Source organism: Rhizobium sp. NLR22b, assembly GCF_019685295.1.
Taxonomy (GTDB): Bacteria; Pseudomonadota; Alphaproteobacteria; order Rhizobiales; family Rhizobiaceae; genus Rhizobium.
This window is the reverse complement of the sequence record NZ_JABDWM010000018.1, coordinates 34,716-53,412: the sequence shown is the minus strand read 5'-3', so window position 1 is coordinate 53,412 and position 18,697 is coordinate 34,716. Positions and strand designations below refer to the sequence as shown.

The following is an 18,697-nucleotide window of genomic DNA, read 5'->3' as shown; positions in this document are numbered from 1 at the left end:
GATCCGGAAATCTCGAGCGGTTGAGAGCCCATCAATGCTTCGATCAATAGTCTTCATCACCGCCCTCACGGCTTGCATACCCTGCCTCGCCTCCTGGAGCATCGAGACCGATCGCTCGACGCCGGATAAGCACGGCCTGTTCGAAATCCGCGAAAAGGCCAGGCGCTTCATCGCACAGGAGAACGCCAACGCGCACGAGCAGTGGAACGTGCTAGAACCCAATGCGAAGGTGCTTGTGCCCCGATGCGCGGTGCCCCTGCAGGCACGATGGACGCCGAAGAGCCTCGGCCGCTCGAAGCCCAGCGTTATAGTGATCTGCGCGGCCGCTGTGCCGAACGCCGTGATGGAACGGTGGGATGTGCCAGTGCCGGTGGAGCGGAAATCGGGAAGCCCTTAGAGGGCGAGCATCCAAACGAGATTTGATGTAGTAGATGATATCACTGCGATTGCAGCGAAGGCGGGCAGACGTGAACCCAGCGGTAGAATTGTGCTCCTATCCCGGACTTGACGAGCGCATCATTATCCTCCGGGCGGGAGACGAGGTCGATGCCGTGTTTGTGCGGACCGAGAGGTTCAATGTCCTGATCGATACGCTCGGCACACCGGAACTGTGCCGGATTGCGCTCGATCTGGTTGGGGACAGAGGCGAGGATCGCCCGCTGATCGTCGTCAATTCGCATATGGATTGGGATCACTTCTGGGGGAACACTGCGGTTTCAGGGCGTGCTCCGATCATCGCGCATGCCGCCGCGCTCGACCGTCTGCGTGATGCCTCTACGCAGCAGATCCTGAAGGACAAGGCGAGACAGGAAACGCGGTTTGCGAACGTCGAACTTATCGGCCCGGATATCACCTTCTCCGGCTCGATGGTCCTCAACGGCGGCGATCTGACGCTGGAACTCATTCACACGCCGGGACACACGCCTGACCATATCGCCGTCTGGATTCCGGAACTCCGCATCTGCCTCGCCGTCGACGCGGTGGAATATCCCATTCTCGAAGTCTGGAGCAGGAGTGCCGATGATCTTCGCCAGATCCGCTCCTCACTCAGGCTTATCCATGACCTTGATGCGAAACTGGTCATTCCCGCACACGGCAGAACATCGACGCCTTCGGCAGTGGACGAGAACCTCGCTTATTTCCAAGACTTGGCCGTTCGCGTCGGCGCCCTGAGTGAAAGCCAGCTGGCTGACCCGCAACTCGGCAGTACAAGTGGTTTCCGGCTTGACGACTTCGTCGCCATTCCCAACGGGATGCCGTCGGACACGGCGGCGTTCTACCGGAACTGCCATGAGACGAACCTTGGCGCTACGGTTCAGGCCCATATCGAAAAACTGAAATCTGCGTAGGAGGCCATGCGTGGAATTATTGGAGGGCGGTCGAACCGGGCAGATCTGGCGCGACGGCGATACCGTCATCAGACCATCAGGAGCATGGACGCCGACCACGCACCGGTTCTTGCGTCATCTCAGAAGCAACGGCTTCCCGGCGGCTCCGCAGCCCATTCAAATTATCGGCGACGATCAGGAGGTCGTCAGCTATGTCGACGGGCGCGTCTGCGAAGACCTCAGTGATCCCCTTGTCGGATCGGAGCGCATGCTGATTTCCGCAGCAAGACTTCTGCGCGATTTTCATAGAGCATCTCAAGGCTTTCTGGAGTCGGATGACGATGCTCAGATATGGATGCTGCCGCCGCAGGAGCCGCGGGAGATCGTCTGTCACGGAGACTTTGCGCCCTACAATGTCGCCACCGTCGATCAGGAAGCTGTCGGGATCGTCGATTTCGACACTGCCCATCCCGCCCCGCGCCTTTGGGATCTCGCCTATGCGGTCTATCGCTGGGCGCCCCTCTCCGATCCTGCCAATGCCTCCGTGGCATTCGGTCTCGACGACCAACTGCGGCGGGCGGAAATCTTCTGCACCGCCTATGGCGCGACGATGGCAGAACGGCGTGGGCTTCCCGAAATGGTCTGCACGCGGCTCCAAGCCCTTGCCGATTTCATGTTGGCAAAGGCTGCGGCCGGCGACGAGACCTTCGCGGAAGACGTCGATGCAGGAGACGCCAGGCTCTATCTGAACGACATCGGCTATATCGGGATACACCGAAATCGGCTGCTGAAAGCGCTGTCCTGACTAAAGCCACTTTCGCCGGCGGAAGAAGCCGAAAAGGCTGAGGCACAGGACGGCGATGACGCCCAACACGACGAAATAGCCATATTGGAATTTTAATTCCGGCATGTCGCTGAAATTCATGCCGTAGATGCCGGCGATCGCGGTGGGAACAGCGAGGATCGCCGCCCAGGCGGCGAGCTTGCGGGCGATTGCCGTCTGTTCCGTCTGGCCGATCATCACGCTGGCCTCGAAGGCGAAAGCGAGCACCTCGCGCAACGCGTCGATATCCTCCTGAACCCGGCGCACGTGATCGGTCACATCGCGGAACAGCGATTGCAGCGTCGGATCCATGCCGGGAAGATCGATATGCTCGTATCGCCGGCAGACGTCGACGAGCGGCACCACGGCGTTGCGCAGCCGCAGAAGCTTGCGCCGCAGCATGTAAAGCCGCTCGATGTCGGATTTTCCCAGCTGTTCGCGCAGCACGAGATCCTCGAGCATCTCGACCTCTTCCTGCACCACCTCGATAACAGGCATGTAGTTGTCGACGATGAAGTCGAGGATGGAATAGAGAATGTAGTTCTCGCCATGGGCAAGGGCGGCGGGCGTCGCCTCGCATCGCTGCCTGACGGCCAGATAGGAAGACGATTCTCCGTGGCGAACGGAGACGACATAACCGCGGCCAACGAACAGATGCGTTTCGCCGAAGATGATCTCGCCATCCTTCATATGGGCGGTCCGGGCGACGATGAACATCGCGTCACCGTAAATCTCCAGCTTCGGACGCTGGTGCGGCTGCGCCGCATCCTCGATCGCCAGCGGATGGAGATTGAACTCGGCCTGGATCTGGTGCAGCAGCACTTCATCCGGCTCGTGCAGGCCGATCCAGACGATCGCATCCTCCCGGTTCCGCCATTCGCCAGCCTCCTCTATCCTGATGTCGCGAATGCGCTGCCCATGCTGGTATACGGCTGCGGCCACGACGCCGCGCCGCTCGTAGGGAGACGACGCCGACCCGCTGCCAACCCGCGCGGAAACACTGTCCAGATCCTTCAGCCGTTCCAAATCCTGCCGTCCTCCCCGTCCTGCGGATCACGTGTCCGAAACCAACGCCGGTCAGGCGATGCGCCGATCATAATGCCATTTCGCAAAACATGCATCCACTTCGGCACGGGGGCCGACTGCCCCGCCTCAATCCTCGACTTGGGCAGGAAGTCCACACTCGTCACGTATCGGTGGAAATATCATCCCAGTCCTGATTCAGGTAACCGATCAGCCAGTTGAGGGCGTAGTGGCGCTCGTAAACCACGCCCTTGTCCAGTCCGGCCGGCGCCTCCTCGCCCTTCAGCCGTGCATTCACGACCGCCCAATCGTAGCGGTAGATCAGGTCGGCGGCGTCGAGCAGTTCTTTCTGCGGACGCAGCCTGGCGCGGCGCATCAGCCCGTCGGTGCCGAGTTCGCGAAGCGTCCCGGCGATGGATGGCACATCGCAAATATGGTCGGGACGTTCGAGATCGGCCGTGATCCCGAGCGCCCATAACATGACGTGCACGCCCTCATAGCGCCAAGCGAAGTTCACCCGGTCCTGCTCCGAAGGATCGGGGTCGTCCATGAACGCCTGTTCCTTGGGGGTGAAGAAACTTGCTGCATCGAATTGCCGGATGAGAGCCTGGCCCATCGAGTGATCACCAGTCTCGCCTTTTACGGCAACGATCGCAAGCGCGATAGCGCGCTGAACGACTGCTCTTTTATCGCGGCGGGTACTGTCGCTCTCTGCCTCGATGGACGGCAGATGATCGATGGTCGGCACGCCTTCCGACTGAAGCTGGGCGACAGACCGGGCTTTGCGTGCCTGTGCGTCATCAGGGGGTTGAGAAACGGCTGCCTGTACCGGAAGGATCAAGGCAAGAAGGGCGGAAAATATGCGCTTCACCATGTCTGGCTCCTATTGTCCCTGAGCCGTCGATTAAGCGTTTTCCGGTTGGAGCGGGAATCTGAACACGAAGAGGGCGGCGAGTTTGGCGTTTTACACTCCGGAACACATCGTTAAATTTTTTCCGTTACAAACATGCCTGGTCAAACCGGCACGACACCGGACTGTTCGATGGGGACTTTGATGCGCCGTCCAAACATTAAATCGAGTTTGCTGTTCATTTTCAGCGGCATAGCTCTCCTTTTCGGGCTCGTTGCCTATCTCGCGGTCGACGGCCTGCAAAAGACGAACGGCTCCACCGAAGAAATCGCCGCCAACTGGCTGCCGAGCGTGCAGGCTTCGCAAGCGATCAGCCTCGCCATGACAAATTTGCGCCTCGCTTACCGCGATCACATTATCGTCCAGGCGGAAGCAGAGAAGAAATCCCGTGAAGAGGCCATTAAGGCCGCCGAAGATGCAACTCGCAAATCGGCAGACGCTTATCTTCAGCTGGCTTCATCCGATCGCGAGCGGGATCTGATCAAGACGATCAAAGAAAGTGTCGAAGGCTACGTCGCCAGCAGTTCGCAGTTGCTTGCTCTTTCCCGTGCAAACAAGACCGAAGAAGCTGGCCAATATCTGGGCGGCGAGATGCGTTCCTATTCGGACAAGCTCAAGGAGGCCACGGCGGCCCTGGTCGAATTGAACGTCAGCGGCAGCAAGAAGGCTGCCGATCTCAGCAAGGAGACCTTCGCCTCCATTAAATTCTACCTCCTTGCAACGATCGCTTTTGCGGGATTGCTCGTTCTCGGCGCGATTGTCTTCGTACTGAAGAGCATCGCCAATCCGATTACCAACATCACCGCCTCGATGCGGCATCTCGCCGAAGGCGACACCGGTTCGGAAATTCCTTTTGCCGATCGCGCCGACGAAATCGGATTGATGGCGGGAGCGGTGGAGATTTTCCGCCAGGCCGCGATTGCGAACAAGCGCCTGGCGACGGAAGCCGAGGAGAACCGCAACAGGGCGGAGGCAGATCGTGTTGCGGCGCAGATGCAGGCGGAAGCCGACGCATCAGAGCGGTTGCGCATCGCCACTTCCGGTCTGGCCGCCGGTCTGAAACGGCTCGCTTCGGGCGATCTCGCTTTCCAGCTCAATGAGGCCTTCGCCCCCGAGTTTGAAGCACTCCGCCATGACTTCAACCAGTCGGTCACGCAGCTTGGCGCGACGCTGAGAGCAATCTCCGAAAGCATCGGCACGATCGACGAAGGCACCCGGGAAATCTCCTCGGGCGCCGGTGATCTTTCGAAACGGACAGAGCAGCAGGCGGCCTCGCTCGAAGAAACGGCGGCCGCATTAGAACAAATCACAGCGAACGTGTCGAACTCCAGCAAGCGGACCGAGGAGACGCGCGCAGTCGCCACCGAGGCAAACCGGAGCGCCGGGATTTCGGCGGAAGTCGTCTCCCATGCGGAGGAAGCGATGGAACGCATCGAGGCCTCGTCGCAGCAGATTTCCAACATCATCGGCGTCATCGACGAAATCGCATTCCAGACCAACCTTCTTGCCCTCAATGCCGGCGTCGAAGCGGCGAGAGCCGGCGAAGCCGGCAAGGGTTTTGCGGTCGTCGCCCAGGAAGTGCGCGAACTCGCACAGCGCTCTGCCGGCGCTGCCAAGGAAATCAAGGGGCTTATCCAGAACTCATCGAGGGAAGTGGAAAGCGGCGTCAAGCTGGTGCGCGATACCGGCCAGGCCTTGAAGACCATCGGCGGCTTCATCACCCAGATCAATCACCACATGGATTCGATCGCCACCTCTGCGAAAGAACAGTCGATCGGACTGAGCGAAGTGAACGTCGCGGTCAATCAGATGGACCAGACCACACAACAGAACGCAGCGATGGTGGAAGAATCGACTGCAGCATCCGATTCACTGGCGCAGGAGGCCCAGAAGCTTCGCGAACTTGTCGCACAGTTCAGGCTCGACGAGGTGGTCTCCAGCCATTCCGCAGCCCTCCGCTCGACGGCAAAATCCATGGCCCAGCCCATCGGCCGTGGGGCCATCCATGCGGTGGCGGCACGCCGTTGAACCGGGCGAAATGACCGGCTCCCTCGGGCCGGCAGATTTTCCAAACAGAACATGAAGGCGCCTGGCGATGGCCAGGCGCCTTTGTTTCGTCATGCGGCGAAGGCCGGATTGCGCCGTGCGCCCATCCTCAGCACGAAATAGATCGCTCCGCCGATGGCGACGCCGAAGAACCAGCCATAGGTGCCCCACCAGTCCGGCAGGATGGAGGTGAAGGTCGGCAGGATCGACGAGAACAGCGCACCGACCGCAAAGGCGATGAAGGCATTGCCGTGCCAGCCGTTCTGGAACCGGAACTCGCCATTCTCCTGGTAGAGAGCCTCGACGTTCAGTTGGCTCTTCCTGATGAGATAGTAGTCGACCATCATGATGCCGAAGATCGGCCCCATCGTCGAACCGATGAAGTTGACGAAATGCGCAGCACCCGTCTCCCAGGGAGCGAAGGGATAGAGCACGAGGGCGATCAGCGCGGCGATATATCCGCCGCGCTTGAAGTTGATCTGGCGCGGGAAGACATTGGCAAAGTCGAAGGCGGGCGAAACGAAGTTCGCCACGACGTTGATGCCGAGCGTTGCAACCGCGAATGTCAGCGCCGCAAGCAGCGCCAGGAACCAGCTGTCGAATTTCGCCGATATCATTTCCGGATGCAGCAGGACCTCACCGTATACGGTGAAGGCTGCCGTGGTCGTGACACCTGCGACGAGGCAGAATGCCAGCAGGTTGATCGGCAGGCCCCAGAGATTGCCCTTCCTGAGCGCCTTCTCGCTCGTCGCGTAACGCGAGAAATCGCAGAAGTTCAGATAGAGTGCCGCGAAATAGGTGATCCAGGTGGCGGCCACCGCGGCAAGCGCCGCAATCGAGCCCGGCTCGCCCGGCACGCCGGCATCCTTGGTTTTTTCGATCAGCACGTCGCGCGGGATTTCGGAACCGAACGAGAAGGTGCCTGATTTGACGACCAGATAGATGGCCAGGATCAGCATCATGATCCAGACGGCGGGACCTGCCCAATCCTGGAACTTGCGGACAGTTTCCATGCCGCGCTGAATGATCAGCAGCTGCAGCGCCCAGACGATGACGTAGCAGATGAGTTCGAGGGTCGAATGGCCGAGCATGTGGCTGTTCTGGTGGAAGGCGAGCAGGCTTTCGTTGCGGATCAGCAGGGCAACGATTGCGCCGGAGGCGGCGGCAGTCTGCGCGCCGTACCAGAAGCAGGCGACCACCGCCCGGACGAGTGCGGGAACATTGGCGCCGAAGGTGCCGAAGGAGGCGCGCGCCAGAACCGGAAAAGGGACACCGGTGCGCACGCCGGCATTTCCGACCAGGCTCATCAGGAAGAAGATGACGAGAGAGCCGATGCCGATGGCGATGACGAAATTCACGAAGCTGCCGCAGAGCAGGAACAGGCTCGCCGCTAGATAATAGCCCCACAGGCTGTGAACGTCCGATGTCCAGACGTTGAAGATGCTGAATGCACCCCACTTACGCTCCTCGGCGGGTGCAAGATCCTCGTTATATAACGAGGCAGACGGATTTCGTACGCTCATGAATGCCCTCCCATATCCCCTGAGGCCGACTCGGCCACAGACGGAAGTCTGCTCCTCATTTGGGCACCTGACAATTTAAGAGTCACATTGAACACAATCCTGATCGACCAGATGGACAGGCCATCAGCCTATTGCGGGCGAAGGACACGCCCGGCCAGGCCATGCTGTGCCCGAACAGGATGATGTGCTTCACCTTGCCGCGGCGGCCGTAGGCGATGGCCATCGAAGACCGCATCATGCCTCTGCCGTGGCTTCGGCCCGAGTACCCTCATCCCTTGGGATTCTGAACCATGCGACGTAGAGCGCCGGCAGGAACAGCAGGGTGAGGGCCGTGCCGATGATGATGCCGCCCATCATGGCGTAGGCCATCGGACCCCAGAAGATCTCGCGCGAGATCGGGATCAGCGCGAGGGTTGCCGCCGCCGCCGTCAGCATGATCGGCCGCATGCGGTGTTCGGTCGCCTCGATGACCGCCTGCCATGGCGTCACACCTTCGGCACGCAGATGCTCGATCTGCACCACGAGGATGACCGAGTTGCGGATCAGAATGCCGATCAGCGCCAGAATGCCGAGGATGGCGACGAAGCCCATGGGAGCATTGCTGAGCAAGAGCGCCGCCACCACGCCGATCAGGGCCGTCGGCGCGACCGCAAAGACCAGGAAGAGGCGGCTGAAGCTCTGCAGCTGGATCATCAGGATCGTCGCCATCGTAAACAGCATCAGCGGAGCCACGGCCGCAATCGGCCCTTGCGCCTCGGCGCTGGATTCGACGGCGCCGCCGATTTCCACCTTGTATCCGACAGGAAGGTTCTTCTGGAATTCCTCCACCTTCGGCTTCAGCTGATCGACAATCGTAGCCGGCTGTGTCGAACCGATGACGGCCGCCTTGAGCGTGATGGTGGGCTGCCTGTCGCGACGCCAGATCGTTGGCTGCTCAAGTTCGAAGCGGAAATTCGCCACGGCCGAGAGCGGCACGACCTTGCCATTGGAGGTCGAGAGCTGCAGATTCTCAAGCGTCTGGACGGAATCGCGCTCGGACGCCCTGGCCCGGCCGATGACATTGACCAGGTAGATATCGTCGCGGATCTGCGTCGCGGTCGAACCTTCGACAATGCCGTTGAGGGCGGTCGCGATGTCCTCGGAAGAGACGCCGAGCTGGCGCGCCTTGTCCTGCAGCACATCGACCTTCACCACCCGCGAAGGCTCGTTCCAGTCCAGCACCATGTTCGACAGCAGCGGATGAGTACCGACAACGCCTGCAAACTGCTGGGAGATATCACGTACCTTTTGGATATCCGGGCCGCTGATCCGGTACTGGACCGGTTTGCCCACCGGCGGGCCGATATCGAGAAGCTTCACGAAGGCGTCTGTGCCGGGGAAGGTCTTCGTCAGATAATCCTGCAGTTCCGCCCGCACCTTGTCGCGCACGTCGAGGCCTTTGGTGACGATGATGGTCTGTCCGAAGGTGACATCGGGCGTTTGCACGTCAAAGGACAGGATGAAGCGCGGCGCGCCCTGGCCGACATAGGTTGTCCAATGATCGATATCCTTGTTATCGGCCAGCATCTCCTTTTCGAACTTGGCCATCTGCCTGTTTGTCTCGGCGATCGAGCTGTTGTGGGGCAGGTTCCAGTCGATGACGAGCTCTGTTCTGTCCGAGTTCGGGAAGAACTGCTGCTGCACCAGCCCCATGCCCCCGACCGAAAGGGCGAAGACGACGACCGTCAGCACGATGGTGACCCAACGCCAGCGCATCGCCAGCCCCAAAAGCCAGGAGAACACGGGGGCGAAACGACCCTTCTTCTCGTGATGCGACTTCATCGTCTTCGGCAGGATCGTGACGCCGAGAAGCGGCGTGAACAGCACGGCGACGATCCAGGACACCACAAGCGAAACCGCGATGACGACGAAAAGCGTGAAGGTGAATTCGCCGGCCGCACTGCTGTTGAGACCGACCGGGATGAAGCCGGCGACGGTGACAAGTGTTCCAGTCAGCATCGGAAAGGCCGTCGACGTATAGACGTGGGTGGCGGCTTTCCTCAGATCGTCACCTGCCTCCAGGCGAGCCACCATCATCTCGACGGCGATCATGGCGTCGTCGACGAGCAGCCCGAGCGCAATGATGAGCGCACCGAGCGAGATGCGCTGAAGCGAAATGCCGGAGTATTCCATCACCACAAACGTGATTGCCAGCACGAGAGGAATGGAGATCGCCACCACCATGCCGGCGCGCAGGCCGAGGCTGATGAAGCTGATGACGAGGACGATGACGATCGCTTCGAAGAGCGCGCGGGTAAAGCCGGAGACAGCCTCGTCGACGACGTGCGGCTGATCGGAGACGCGGTGGACGTCCACCCCGATCGGAAGATCGGCGACGACCTGTTTCATCCGCGCGTCGAGCGCCTCGCCGAACTCCAGCAGATTGGCGCCCTGCTTCATGCCGATGGCTAGTCCGATCGCCGGCTCGCCGTTGAAGCGGAACAAAGCCGAGGGTGGATCGACATAACCGCGCTTGATGGTGGCGACATCGGTCAGCGGGAAGAAGCGGTCGTTGATGCGAAGGTTGATCGAGCGCAGGCTTTCCTCGGAGGTGAACTGTCCGCTCACCCGCAATGCGATGCGCTCCGGACCGGCATCGACGAAGCCGGATTGGGTGACGGCGTTCTGGGCCTGCAACGTCTGGATAACAGACTGCTGGTCGATGCCGAGCGCTGCGATCTGGCGCGTGGAGAATTCAAGATAGATCGCCTCGTCCTGGGCGCCGATCACGTCGACCTTGCCGACATTGGGTACCGTGAGAACTTCGGAGCGCGCATTTTCCACGAGATCGCGAAGCTGGCGCTGGGTCAGCCCGTCACTGGTGAACGCGTAGATGTTGCCGAACACGTCGCCGAAGCGGTCATTGAAGAAGGGACCAACGACCCCGCTCGGGAAATCTCCCTTGATGTCGGCGATCATGTTGCGGATGCGCAGCCAGGTCGGCGCGACATCCTTAGCCTTTGTCGTCGGCAGCAATTCGACGAAGACGGTGGTCTGACCGGCAACAGTCTGGCTTTTGGTGTAGTCGAGCGATTCCAGTTCCTGGAGCTTCTTCTCGATCCTGTCGGTCACCTGCCGCGTCACCTCTTGGGCGGATGCGCCGGGCCACTGGGCGGTGATCACCATCGTCTTGATGGTAAAGTTCGGATCTTCCTCGCGGCCGAGGTTCAGGTAGGAGAATGCGCCTGCGAGAATGAAGACAATCATGAAGTACCAGACGAGCGAACGGTGCTCGAGCGCCCAGTCGGAAAGATTGAAGGACTTCACTGGCTGATCTCCTGGTCGATGCTGATGGCTTGGCCATCTTGAAGTTTATGCACGCCGGCAACGACCACCCGCTCTCCGGGAGCGAGTCCTTCGGTGACGCGAACGGTGCCGCCGTCGGTTAACTTGCCGTCGATCGTGACGCGCCGTAGCGTCACCTTCTTGCCGGCTACGTCGACGATCCAGACACTGGCGCCGTCGGCACCGGCAAGGATCGCCGAGGACGGCAGCATGATCTCGGGATCGGCAGCGATGGTTGCGGAAGCCGTGATGACCGCGCCGAGCCTGAAGGCTTCAGGCGGATCGGCGAGCGCGATCTTGGTCCGACTCGTTCGGGTGGCGGTCTCCGCCTCCGGCGCGATTTCGCGCACGACGCCCCTCGTGCGGATCGAAGGCTCGAGCTGCAGCGTCACCTCAAACGGCGCGCCGATCTCCAGTTTCTGCGCAGCGGCCTGGGGCACGTCGACGACGGCGTCTCGCTTGTCCGGCCGGGCGATGGTCACGACCGTCTGGCCGGCCGACACGACCTGGCCGACCTCAGCCGAAGTCGCCGTGACGACCCCATCGAATTCAGCCTGAAGCTGCGCATAGCCGAGCTGCTCCTTGGCCTTGTCGAGGTTGGCCTGCGCCTTGGCGACCGCGGCCGTGGCCGTCCGTCTCGCCTGCTCGGCTTCTTCGAGCGAGGCTTCCGTGCCGGAGCGCGATTCAACAAGCGCGCGCTGGCGCTGCTCCGTGGTCACGGCGTTTCGGAGCTGAGCGTCGCTGTTCTCTACATCGGACTGGGCGCTGCGCACGGCAAGCTCCAGCGCCAGCGGATCGATGGCGGCAACCACGTCACCCTTCTTGACGACATCACCGACATTGACGTTGCGGGCGATCATCCGCCCGAGGATCCGGAAGCCTAGATCGGTTTCTATGGTCGGCTGGATCGTGCCGGTCAGGCCGAGGCTTGTGGCGGGCGTCTGCCTGACCGTCATTGACAGCACGGGACGGGGCGCCTCCTGCCTGCTTTCCTCCTGCTTCGTGCAGGAGGAGATCAGGGCCGCACCCATCAACAGGGCGATTATCTTGGGACGAATACTCACTTGGATGCTTCCTTGACATAAGACACGGTTTCACCGGGCCTGAGGAATTTGGTCCCGTCGGTCACCACGACATCTCCCGCCGACACGCCCGACTTGACGACGAAGCTGCCGGTCTCGTAACTGGCGACCTCGATCGCTCTCACCGCAACCGCAGAGGATGCAGGATCGACGATCCAGACGGCCGGTTTGCCGTCCTTTGAGGTCATTGCCGACCAGGGCAGCTGGATCACGTCCTGCGGGACGTAGTTGAATTTTCCGACGACGGGAGCGCCGAGAGGAATGGGAGCATCGCTCGATATCGCGACCTTGACCCTGATGGTGCCGGTGGAAGAATCGATCGTCGGCGATATCTCGCGCACCTTCGCCGTGATCTTCTGCGAGGGGTTCGCAAGCAGGTTCACGGTGCCGTCGCCGTCGATCGGGCGCAGGAACGCACTCTCGACCACTTCGAAGACGGCGTCCCTGTCGCCGTCATGGGCAAGGGTGAAGACAACCTGGGCGGCCTGCGCCACCTGCCCGACCTCGGCATTGCGGGCGGTGATCACGCCATCGGCATCGGCTTTCAGCTCCGTATAGGACAGGGTGTCCTGCGCGGTCTCGAAGAGCGCCTGCGCCGACTTCGTCGAGGCCTGCGCGGTCAGAAGCGCCTCCTGTGCCTGGTCGAGTGCGGCGCGCGTCGTCACCTGCGTCCGAAACAGGCTCTGCTGACGGTCGAAGGCGAGCTGTGCCTGGGTCTGCTGGGCTTCAGCCGACTGAAGATTGGCCGCGGCCACATCGAGATCGGCCTTCTGCTCTTCGGGATCGATGCGCGCCAGTACCTGCCCCGCCTTCACTGACTGACCGACTTCGACCAGCCGTTCGATGATCTTGCCGCTGACCCGGAAGGACAGATCGGTCTGGACCCGGGCGCGCACCTCTCCCGTCAGCGCACCGCCATCACTCAGCGGCTCAGACTTGGCGACGACGACGCCGACCTGCCGCGCGCCGGGTTCTTTCGGCCCGTCCGATTCGCTGCAGGAGACGAGACCGATCGTGCATACGATCGCTGTGGCGAACAGAATGGTTCTCATAGCTGACCTCTTGCTCTCAACGGCAGCTGCTATATAATTGACTGACGGATTAGTCAATGAAACTTTTGCACAGGACCGATAGCGCAAAACAAGGGAGGCGAGGCACGAATGACAGCTCAGAAGAAACTCACACGCGCGGAACAGAAGGCGCTGCGACCCATCCAGATCCTGGATGCCGCATTCGAGGAATTCGTCAGAAACGGGTTCACGGGCGCCCGCGTCGACGACATCGCAGACAGGGTCGGCGTCACCAAAGGCACAGTCTACGTTTACTTCGAGACGAAGGAAAAGCTCTTCGAAGCCATGATCAGTCACTTCTCCGTCCCCTTTCAGGAACTGCTTGAAATCACCGCTGGCCTCAGCGGCAGCGCCACCGACAGGCTGATGTCCATTCTCGGTCTGCTTTACGACCAAATCGCGGAGGATCGTACAACCCGCGAATTGACGCGTCTGGTCATTTCGGAAGGACAGCGCTTCCCCGACCTGATCGATCGCCACCACGATGAATTCATCGCGCCGATTATCGCAAGGATCGACGCTCTCATCCTGGAAGGTGTTGCGTTGGGGGAATTTCGCGAAATTCCTGTCGAATTTTCCGACATCGTGGTTGCGCCGATTCTGACGACGACGGTTCTGCGGCTGATATTCGATGATCGCCGGGTGCCGACGCCCGACAAGGACGCCTTCATGCGCGCCTATTTCGACCTGCTGTTCAACGGGCTGCTTGCCGAACGTCGCTGATTGCGAATGACGAAAATATCGGCGCAAGCACATAGCTTTTTTAAAGTCCTTTATGTGAAAACATCAAGTTAGCTTATGCTTCGAAGGTACGATCTGAATTCGCGGCGGAAAAAGTGGAACGTAAAGTCAATCTCAAAGATGTAGCACGCGATGCCGACGTGTCGCTGAGCACGGCCTCGCACGCCCTGAACGGAACTGCGCCGCTCACGATCGAGGTGCGGGAAAGAGTGCTGGATTCGGCAAAACGGCTCGGTTATCTCGATCGCCGCAGAAAGAAGGCGACGATTGCCGCCTTGCACGTTCTGCTTCTCGCCATTCCTGACGATGCCGCCCCGGAGAGCGACCTCAATCTGGTGAGCTGGACGATTCTCAACGGTCTTCGCAGGGAATGCGAGCGTCGAGGCATCCGGATCGTACCCTATGTCAGCAGCGGCCGGCGCATCGACGGCGCCGAAGTCAGGCAGATTGCGATAGCAGAACGCGCTGACGGTATCGTGGTGCTGAACGACGATCAGCCAGAACTCATCCGCAGCCTCGCCTCGGCTGACATGCCCGTCGTCATCGTCAACGGCGAGGATCCCGCCATGCTGGTCGATACGGTGACGCCAGAAAACCGCTTCGGCGCACGGCTCGGCATCGAGCACCTCCTGGCGCTCGGCCACCGCCGGATCCTGCATCTGACCTGGAAGGGCCGAACGACCATCCAGCGCCGGTATGACGGTTTTTCCGATGCTTATTTGGCCGCACAGCTTCCGGTGCCGAAGGACATGATCATCGAAGCCGAGGGATATGAGCCCCGGCATGGCGAAGCGGCCATCAACGCGCTGCTCGATCGCGACGCCGCGCTGAAAGGCGCAACCGCCGTCTTCTGCGCGGCCGACAATCTGGCGCTCGGCTGCCTGAAGGCATTGGCCGATCGCGACATACGCGTGCCCGACGCGATATCTGTGCTCGGCTTCGACGACATCGTTCCCGGCGAGTTCAGCCGCCCGCCGCTCTCCACCGTGAGCGTGCCGACCGACCGTCTCGGGGCGGCAGCGCTCGCGCTCATCGAACAGCGGCTGATCGCCAATGATCCGCAACGGCCGGCCCATCGCCTGGAGCTCGGCTGCCATCTCGTCCTGCGCGGCAGCATCGCGACGCCTCCGTGATCCCAGCCGTCGGAGAATGCAGAAGGCGCGACCTCTCAGCAATGCATCGAGTGCTCCGCCGCGTCGAGAAGAAACATCACGCCATAGGGACTGCCCGGGACACCGGGGATTCATGTATGTGCCGGCTCCATCATCTCACCTGGGAGAATGTAGAAACTCATTCAGCGCAATCGCTCAGCCCGTAACCGCGTATCCCTCGGACTTTCACCAAAAGTGCTGCGGTAGATGATGGAGAACCTGCCGGCATGCGCAAAACCCCAGATCGCGCAGATTTCGCGGACAGATTGCTGGTTTGTCGGATCCCGCAGCTGCTCGCGGGCCGCCTGCAGCCGGATCGTGCGGAGGTAGCCGGCCGGTGAGGTTCCCCTGAAGGCCTTGAAGCCCGTTTGCAGCGCCCGTAGCGAAACGCCGACGCCATCGGCAACCATCGTCATGGTGATAGGTTCCGCGATATTGGCATGCATGTAGTCGATAGCGCGTCGGACATGCCAAGGTGCAATCAACGGTACTTTCTTTTTTTCCAGATGATCGGAAAACCGATGCCGGCCAAATCGGATCACGAGGTGAGCAAGAGTTTCGCTCATCGCGGCTGCGGCAAGAGGCGAGGATAGCAACGGACCGGCGCCGCGCATGCCCTGCACGATCGTCTGGAGCAGATTGCCGATCAGTTGGCCTGACTGCGTCGCGCGATCGAGAATCGGGTCGAGATCGAACGACTCCGAGAGGGGCTTTTCCACCAGCGAGGCGAGGACCCTTTTCACAACCTTCCAGTCCAGAAAAAGGGCGTCCGAGCGGTGCGGTCCTCCCTGGACCACACGATCGCCGACTTCGTGATTGTTGGCCATGAGAAAGTAACCGGCGCCGCTTTCGACCGTTCTCTTTCCTATCGACAGTCGAAAAGAGCCTGTGTGGGGCATGAAAAACGCGAGATGCTGCGGAGAGTCATCAAGCGTCCGGATCGTCCAGGAACTCTGATAGACCGAATGAAGCACCGTGAGCGCCTCGGTCCTTCTCAGATCCGCGGCCCAGGCGAATTTTCGGTCATCCTTCAACGGCTGTGCGCCGAAAACGCCGTAACCAGCCGTAAAGGCCTGAACCATTGATTCGAAGCTGGTGCCTCCATGCGTGGGCTCGAATCCATAACCACGATGCTCGGCAATTGCCATTTTCTCCCGTGTTAACGCATCCATGCCGCTCGGTTCTTTTCTTCTGCCGCCTGACATCATCGCGACTGGTCTGGCCAATCTTGATGGGTTAAGCAGGACCGGCAAAACCACGGATGATTTCGTTGCCCCGCAGAAGCAAAGCGTCCCCTCCACCTGCTTCACACTTACAGTGTAAATCAATATGTTTGGAAAATGAAGTACGCTCCGCTGGACCACGTTGCCCCACATTTCCTGCGAGACACAGAGCCCGCGAGAGTAGCCTCCCGTAACGAACGGGACCTTTTGCGGTTGATCTGGAAGTCGCCCGGCATCGAGCGCTCCAGCCTGACCGTTCCACTCGATCTCACCCAGCAATCGTTGCACAGAATCGTCGGCCGGCTTCATGATCGGGGAATGGTCGTCTTTTCCCAATCGGAAAACCGGCGCGCCGGTCCACCAAGTCCGGAGCTGACACTGCGAAGGGAGTGGTGTCTGACGCTCGGCATCTCCATCAACGTCGGAACGATTGGCCTTTGCCTCATGGGTTTCGGCGAACCGTTGGACAATATGGAAATTCCCCAGGCCGGCTCGTCGCTATCCCTGGAAATGGAGCGGATCGAAGCAGCCGTCGAACAGATCCTCGCCCGGCGCGGCGCCAAGCGGCGCGACATCCTCGGCGTCGGCCTCGCAGTCTCCGGCCATCGCATGCTGGATACGGCTTTCAATTGTCCCCTGCCGCTGGCCCATTGGTCGCTGATCGATCTGGCGCCATTGCTTGGGGAGCGGCTTGGCCTGCCGGTCTGGGCGGACAATGTCGCCAGGACTGCGGCCTTGGCGGAAGCAATTTTCGGCGTCGGGCGTGACGTTGCCGATTTTGCCTATATCGCCCACCTTCATGGCTACGGCGGCGGCCTTGTCTCCGGCGGCATGCCGTTTCGCGGCAGTTTCGGAAATGCCGGCGAAATCTCCGTTCTTTTCGGGCGTCAGGACTACGATGATCGCCCCGCTCTCAACCAGCTGCTCGAGCATCTTCGCGGCAAGGGGCGCAGCGGCCTGACCCTGAGGGATCTGAAGGACGAAAATATGGTGGAGTGGGATGGTGTCGAGGAATGGATCGACCGCGTCACTCCGGCCCACAATCGTGCCATCAACGCGATCTGCGCGATCTTCGACCCGGCATTGATCGTGCTTGGCGGCGAGCTTCCACATTCGCTTGCGAGAATGTTGATCAAACGCACCGAATTCAACAATCTGCCTCGGCATGGCGCCTTGCGCGACATCCCGCAGCTCGCAGTGGCCCAGATCATCGATGCCCCCGGCGCGATCGGCGCAGCATTGATCCCGCTATTCGAAACCGTGTTGTGATGGCCTCTGCCAGTTAATCCTGCACGGCTCCGATCCAAATAGGACTGAAGCTGGCGCGACGAAATCGGAAAGGCAGACTTAAATCCTTGGAGGTTTCCTCGCCTCGACCCCAATCGGTGCCGCGCGCCAGGATTCGTTCACTTCATTCCCGTACCGGCAATGCCTGTGGTGATGTATTTCTGCAGGAACAGGAAGACGACGGTGACCGGCAACAAGCTGAGGAACGTCATCGCCAGGATATAGTGCCACTGCACTGAGAACTCTCCCTGGAAGGCGTTGAGCCCGACCTGCAGGGTGAAATTCTCGCGGCTGTTGAGGACGATGAGCGGCCAGAGGAAATCGTTCCAACGCCAGAGCACGGAAAAGATCGCCAGCACGGCAAGCGCCGGCGCCGTCAGCGGCAGGATGATCCGCCAGAAGATGCAGAATTCGCTCGCCGCATCGACGCGTGCCGCCTCGATCAGTTCGTCCGGTATGGTCAGCATATATTGCCGCAGCAGGAAAACGGCCGTCGGCGAGGCGACGGTCGGCAGGATGACACCCCAGAGATTGTCGGCGAGCCCGACCCCGACAATGACGAGATAGGCCGGGACCATGACGACGGCGAGCGGGATCATCAGCGTCGAGATGATGATGACGAACACAGTCGTGTCACCGCGAAATTTGTATTTCGACAGCGCAAAGGCAGCCATGGCGTTGACAACAAGCGTCAGCAGCGTCGCAACCACGGTGACGAAGACCGAATTTTTCAGGAAGGTCAGGAAGTTGAAGCGCGTCAACGGATCGGTGTAGTTCTCGGTGGCAACGGTCAGATGCTGCACCGGCGTGATTCCCTTGACATCGACACCGATCGGTTGCCCCGGATTTGCAGGATCGACCATCTGCGCCTTGAGACCGATGCGCCGCACCATGGCCATTTCACGCTGCTGGCCATCAATCGTTACGTTCCAAAGGCTGAGAGGCTTGTCGAATCCGGGCACGGTCTGCTCCACGGCGGCCCGCGGAAGCAGCGACGGCGGAAAGCGGGTGATCTCGGCCGCCGGCTTCAGCGAGGAGAGGCCTGCCCAGACGACGGGAATGAGCACGGCGAGCGTTCCACCGATCAGCCAGACCCATGACAAGATATCGGTGATATCGATGCGTCCGGCCCGGCGTGTGCGTGAGAGAAAACTGATCGGGTTCAT

16 protein-coding genes are annotated in these 18,697 nt (G+C 60.6%); 7 read left to right on the top strand and 9 right to left on the bottom strand.

Features of this window, described 5'->3' with window-relative positions; genetic code table 11:
- Nucleotides 1-34 precede the first annotated feature (34 nt).
- The 3 genes from HJC00_RS25545 to HJC00_RS25535 all read left to right on the top strand — a co-directional run bounded on the left by HJC00_RS25545 (nt 35) and on the right by HJC00_RS25535 (nt 2,133).
- Complete coding sequence (locus HJC00_RS25545) at nt 35-397, top strand: hypothetical protein (protein WP_221164777.1); 363 nt, start codon at nt 35-37, stop codon at nt 395-397.
- A 70-nt stretch (nt 398-467) separates the two neighbouring features.
- The gene (locus HJC00_RS25540) at nt 468-1,349 is read left to right on the top strand and encodes an MBL fold metallo-hydrolase (RefSeq protein ID WP_221164776.1); all 882 of its coding nucleotides are present in this window, start codon (nt 468-470) and stop codon (nt 1,347-1,349) included.
- A 10-nt stretch (nt 1,350-1,359) separates the two neighbouring features.
- The gene (locus HJC00_RS25535) at nt 1,360-2,133 is read left to right on the top strand and encodes a phosphotransferase enzyme family protein (protein ID WP_221155915.1); all 774 of its coding nucleotides are present in this window, start codon (nt 1,360-1,362) and stop codon (nt 2,131-2,133) included.
- Here HJC00_RS25535 and HJC00_RS25530 read toward each other — a convergent pair whose 3' ends face one another.
- Both HJC00_RS25530 and HJC00_RS25525 read right to left on the bottom strand, forming a co-directional pair.
- Complete coding sequence (locus HJC00_RS25530) at nt 2,134-3,177, bottom strand: magnesium and cobalt transport protein CorA (RefSeq protein ID WP_210631827.1); 1,044 nt, start codon at nt 3,175-3,177, stop codon at nt 2,134-2,136.
- A 160-nt stretch (nt 3,178-3,337) separates the two neighbouring features.
- Entirely contained in the window at nt 3,338-4,048 is a 711-nt protein-coding gene (locus tag HJC00_RS25525) for a DUF4272 domain-containing protein (protein WP_221158221.1), read from the bottom strand.
- Nucleotides 4,049-4,228: 180 nt separating this feature from the next.
- Between HJC00_RS25525 and HJC00_RS25520 the strand changes: the two genes are divergently transcribed.
- Nucleotides 4,229-6,112 (top strand): HAMP domain-containing methyl-accepting chemotaxis protein, encoded by a 1,884-nt coding sequence (locus HJC00_RS25520; RefSeq protein ID WP_221164775.1) that lies wholly within the window; start codon nt 4,229-4,231, stop codon nt 6,110-6,112.
- An 89-nt stretch (nt 6,113-6,201) separates the two neighbouring features.
- Here HJC00_RS25520 and HJC00_RS25515 read toward each other — a convergent pair whose 3' ends face one another.
- The 5 genes from HJC00_RS25515 to HJC00_RS25495 form a co-directional block, all read right to left on the bottom strand.
- Complete coding sequence (locus tag HJC00_RS25515) at nt 6,202-7,653, bottom strand: NCS1 family nucleobase:cation symporter-1 (protein ID WP_221164774.1); 1,452 nt, start codon at nt 7,651-7,653, stop codon at nt 6,202-6,204.
- Nucleotides 7,654-7,735: 82 nt separating this feature from the next.
- Nucleotides 7,736-7,876 (bottom strand): hypothetical protein, encoded by a 141-nt coding sequence (locus HJC00_RS25510; RefSeq protein WP_221164773.1) that lies wholly within the window; start codon nt 7,874-7,876, stop codon nt 7,736-7,738.
- An 11-nt stretch (nt 7,877-7,887) separates the two neighbouring features.
- A complete protein-coding gene (locus HJC00_RS25505) occupies nt 7,888-10,959 on the bottom strand; it encodes an efflux RND transporter permease subunit (protein ID WP_221164772.1) in 3,072 nt (1,023 codons plus the stop codon).
- Nucleotides 10,956-12,041 carry an efflux RND transporter periplasmic adaptor subunit gene (locus HJC00_RS25500; RefSeq protein WP_221147379.1) on the bottom strand — a complete coding sequence of 362 codons (1,086 nt, stop codon included), beginning with the start codon at nt 12,039-12,041 and terminating at the stop codon, nt 10,956-10,958. Before HJC00_RS25500 ends, HJC00_RS25505 begins: the two co-directional genes overlap by 4 nt.
- On the bottom strand, nt 12,038-13,111 hold the full coding sequence (locus HJC00_RS25495; RefSeq protein ID WP_221155918.1) for an efflux RND transporter periplasmic adaptor subunit: 1,074 nt from the start codon (nt 13,109-13,111) through the stop codon (nt 12,038-12,040). The genes HJC00_RS25500 and HJC00_RS25495 overlap by 4 nt, the downstream gene beginning before the upstream one ends.
- A gap of 108 nt (nt 13,112-13,219) precedes the next feature.
- Here HJC00_RS25495 and HJC00_RS25490 point away from each other — a divergent pair, with 108 nt between their 5' ends.
- Both HJC00_RS25490 and HJC00_RS25485 read left to right on the top strand, forming a co-directional pair.
- Nucleotides 13,220-13,852: a TetR/AcrR family transcriptional regulator gene (locus tag HJC00_RS25490; protein WP_210631820.1), complete on the top strand. Its 633-nt coding sequence runs from the start codon at nt 13,220-13,222 to the stop codon at nt 13,850-13,852.
- A 113-nt stretch (nt 13,853-13,965) separates the two neighbouring features.
- On the top strand, nt 13,966-15,003 hold the full coding sequence (locus HJC00_RS25485; RefSeq protein ID WP_221164771.1) for a LacI family DNA-binding transcriptional regulator: 1,038 nt from the start codon (nt 13,966-13,968) through the stop codon (nt 15,001-15,003).
- Between the two features lie 161 nt (nt 15,004-15,164).
- Here the strand turns inward: HJC00_RS25485 and HJC00_RS25480 are convergent, their stop codons facing one another.
- Entirely contained in the window at nt 15,165-16,169 is a 1,005-nt protein-coding gene (locus tag HJC00_RS25480) for an AraC family transcriptional regulator (protein ID WP_405048801.1), read from the bottom strand.
- A gap of 192 nt (nt 16,170-16,361) precedes the next feature.
- Here HJC00_RS25480 and HJC00_RS25475 point away from each other — a divergent pair, with 192 nt between their 5' ends.
- Complete coding sequence (locus HJC00_RS25475; RefSeq protein WP_221164770.1) at nt 16,362-17,513, top strand: ROK family transcriptional regulator; 1,152 nt, start codon at nt 16,362-16,364, stop codon at nt 17,511-17,513.
- Between the two features lie 137 nt (nt 17,514-17,650).
- Here HJC00_RS25475 and HJC00_RS25470 read toward each other — a convergent pair whose 3' ends face one another.
- Nucleotides 17,651-18,697, bottom strand: a complete 1,047-nt coding sequence (locus tag HJC00_RS25470) for a carbohydrate ABC transporter permease (protein ID WP_210631817.1) — start codon at nt 18,695-18,697, stop codon at nt 17,651-17,653.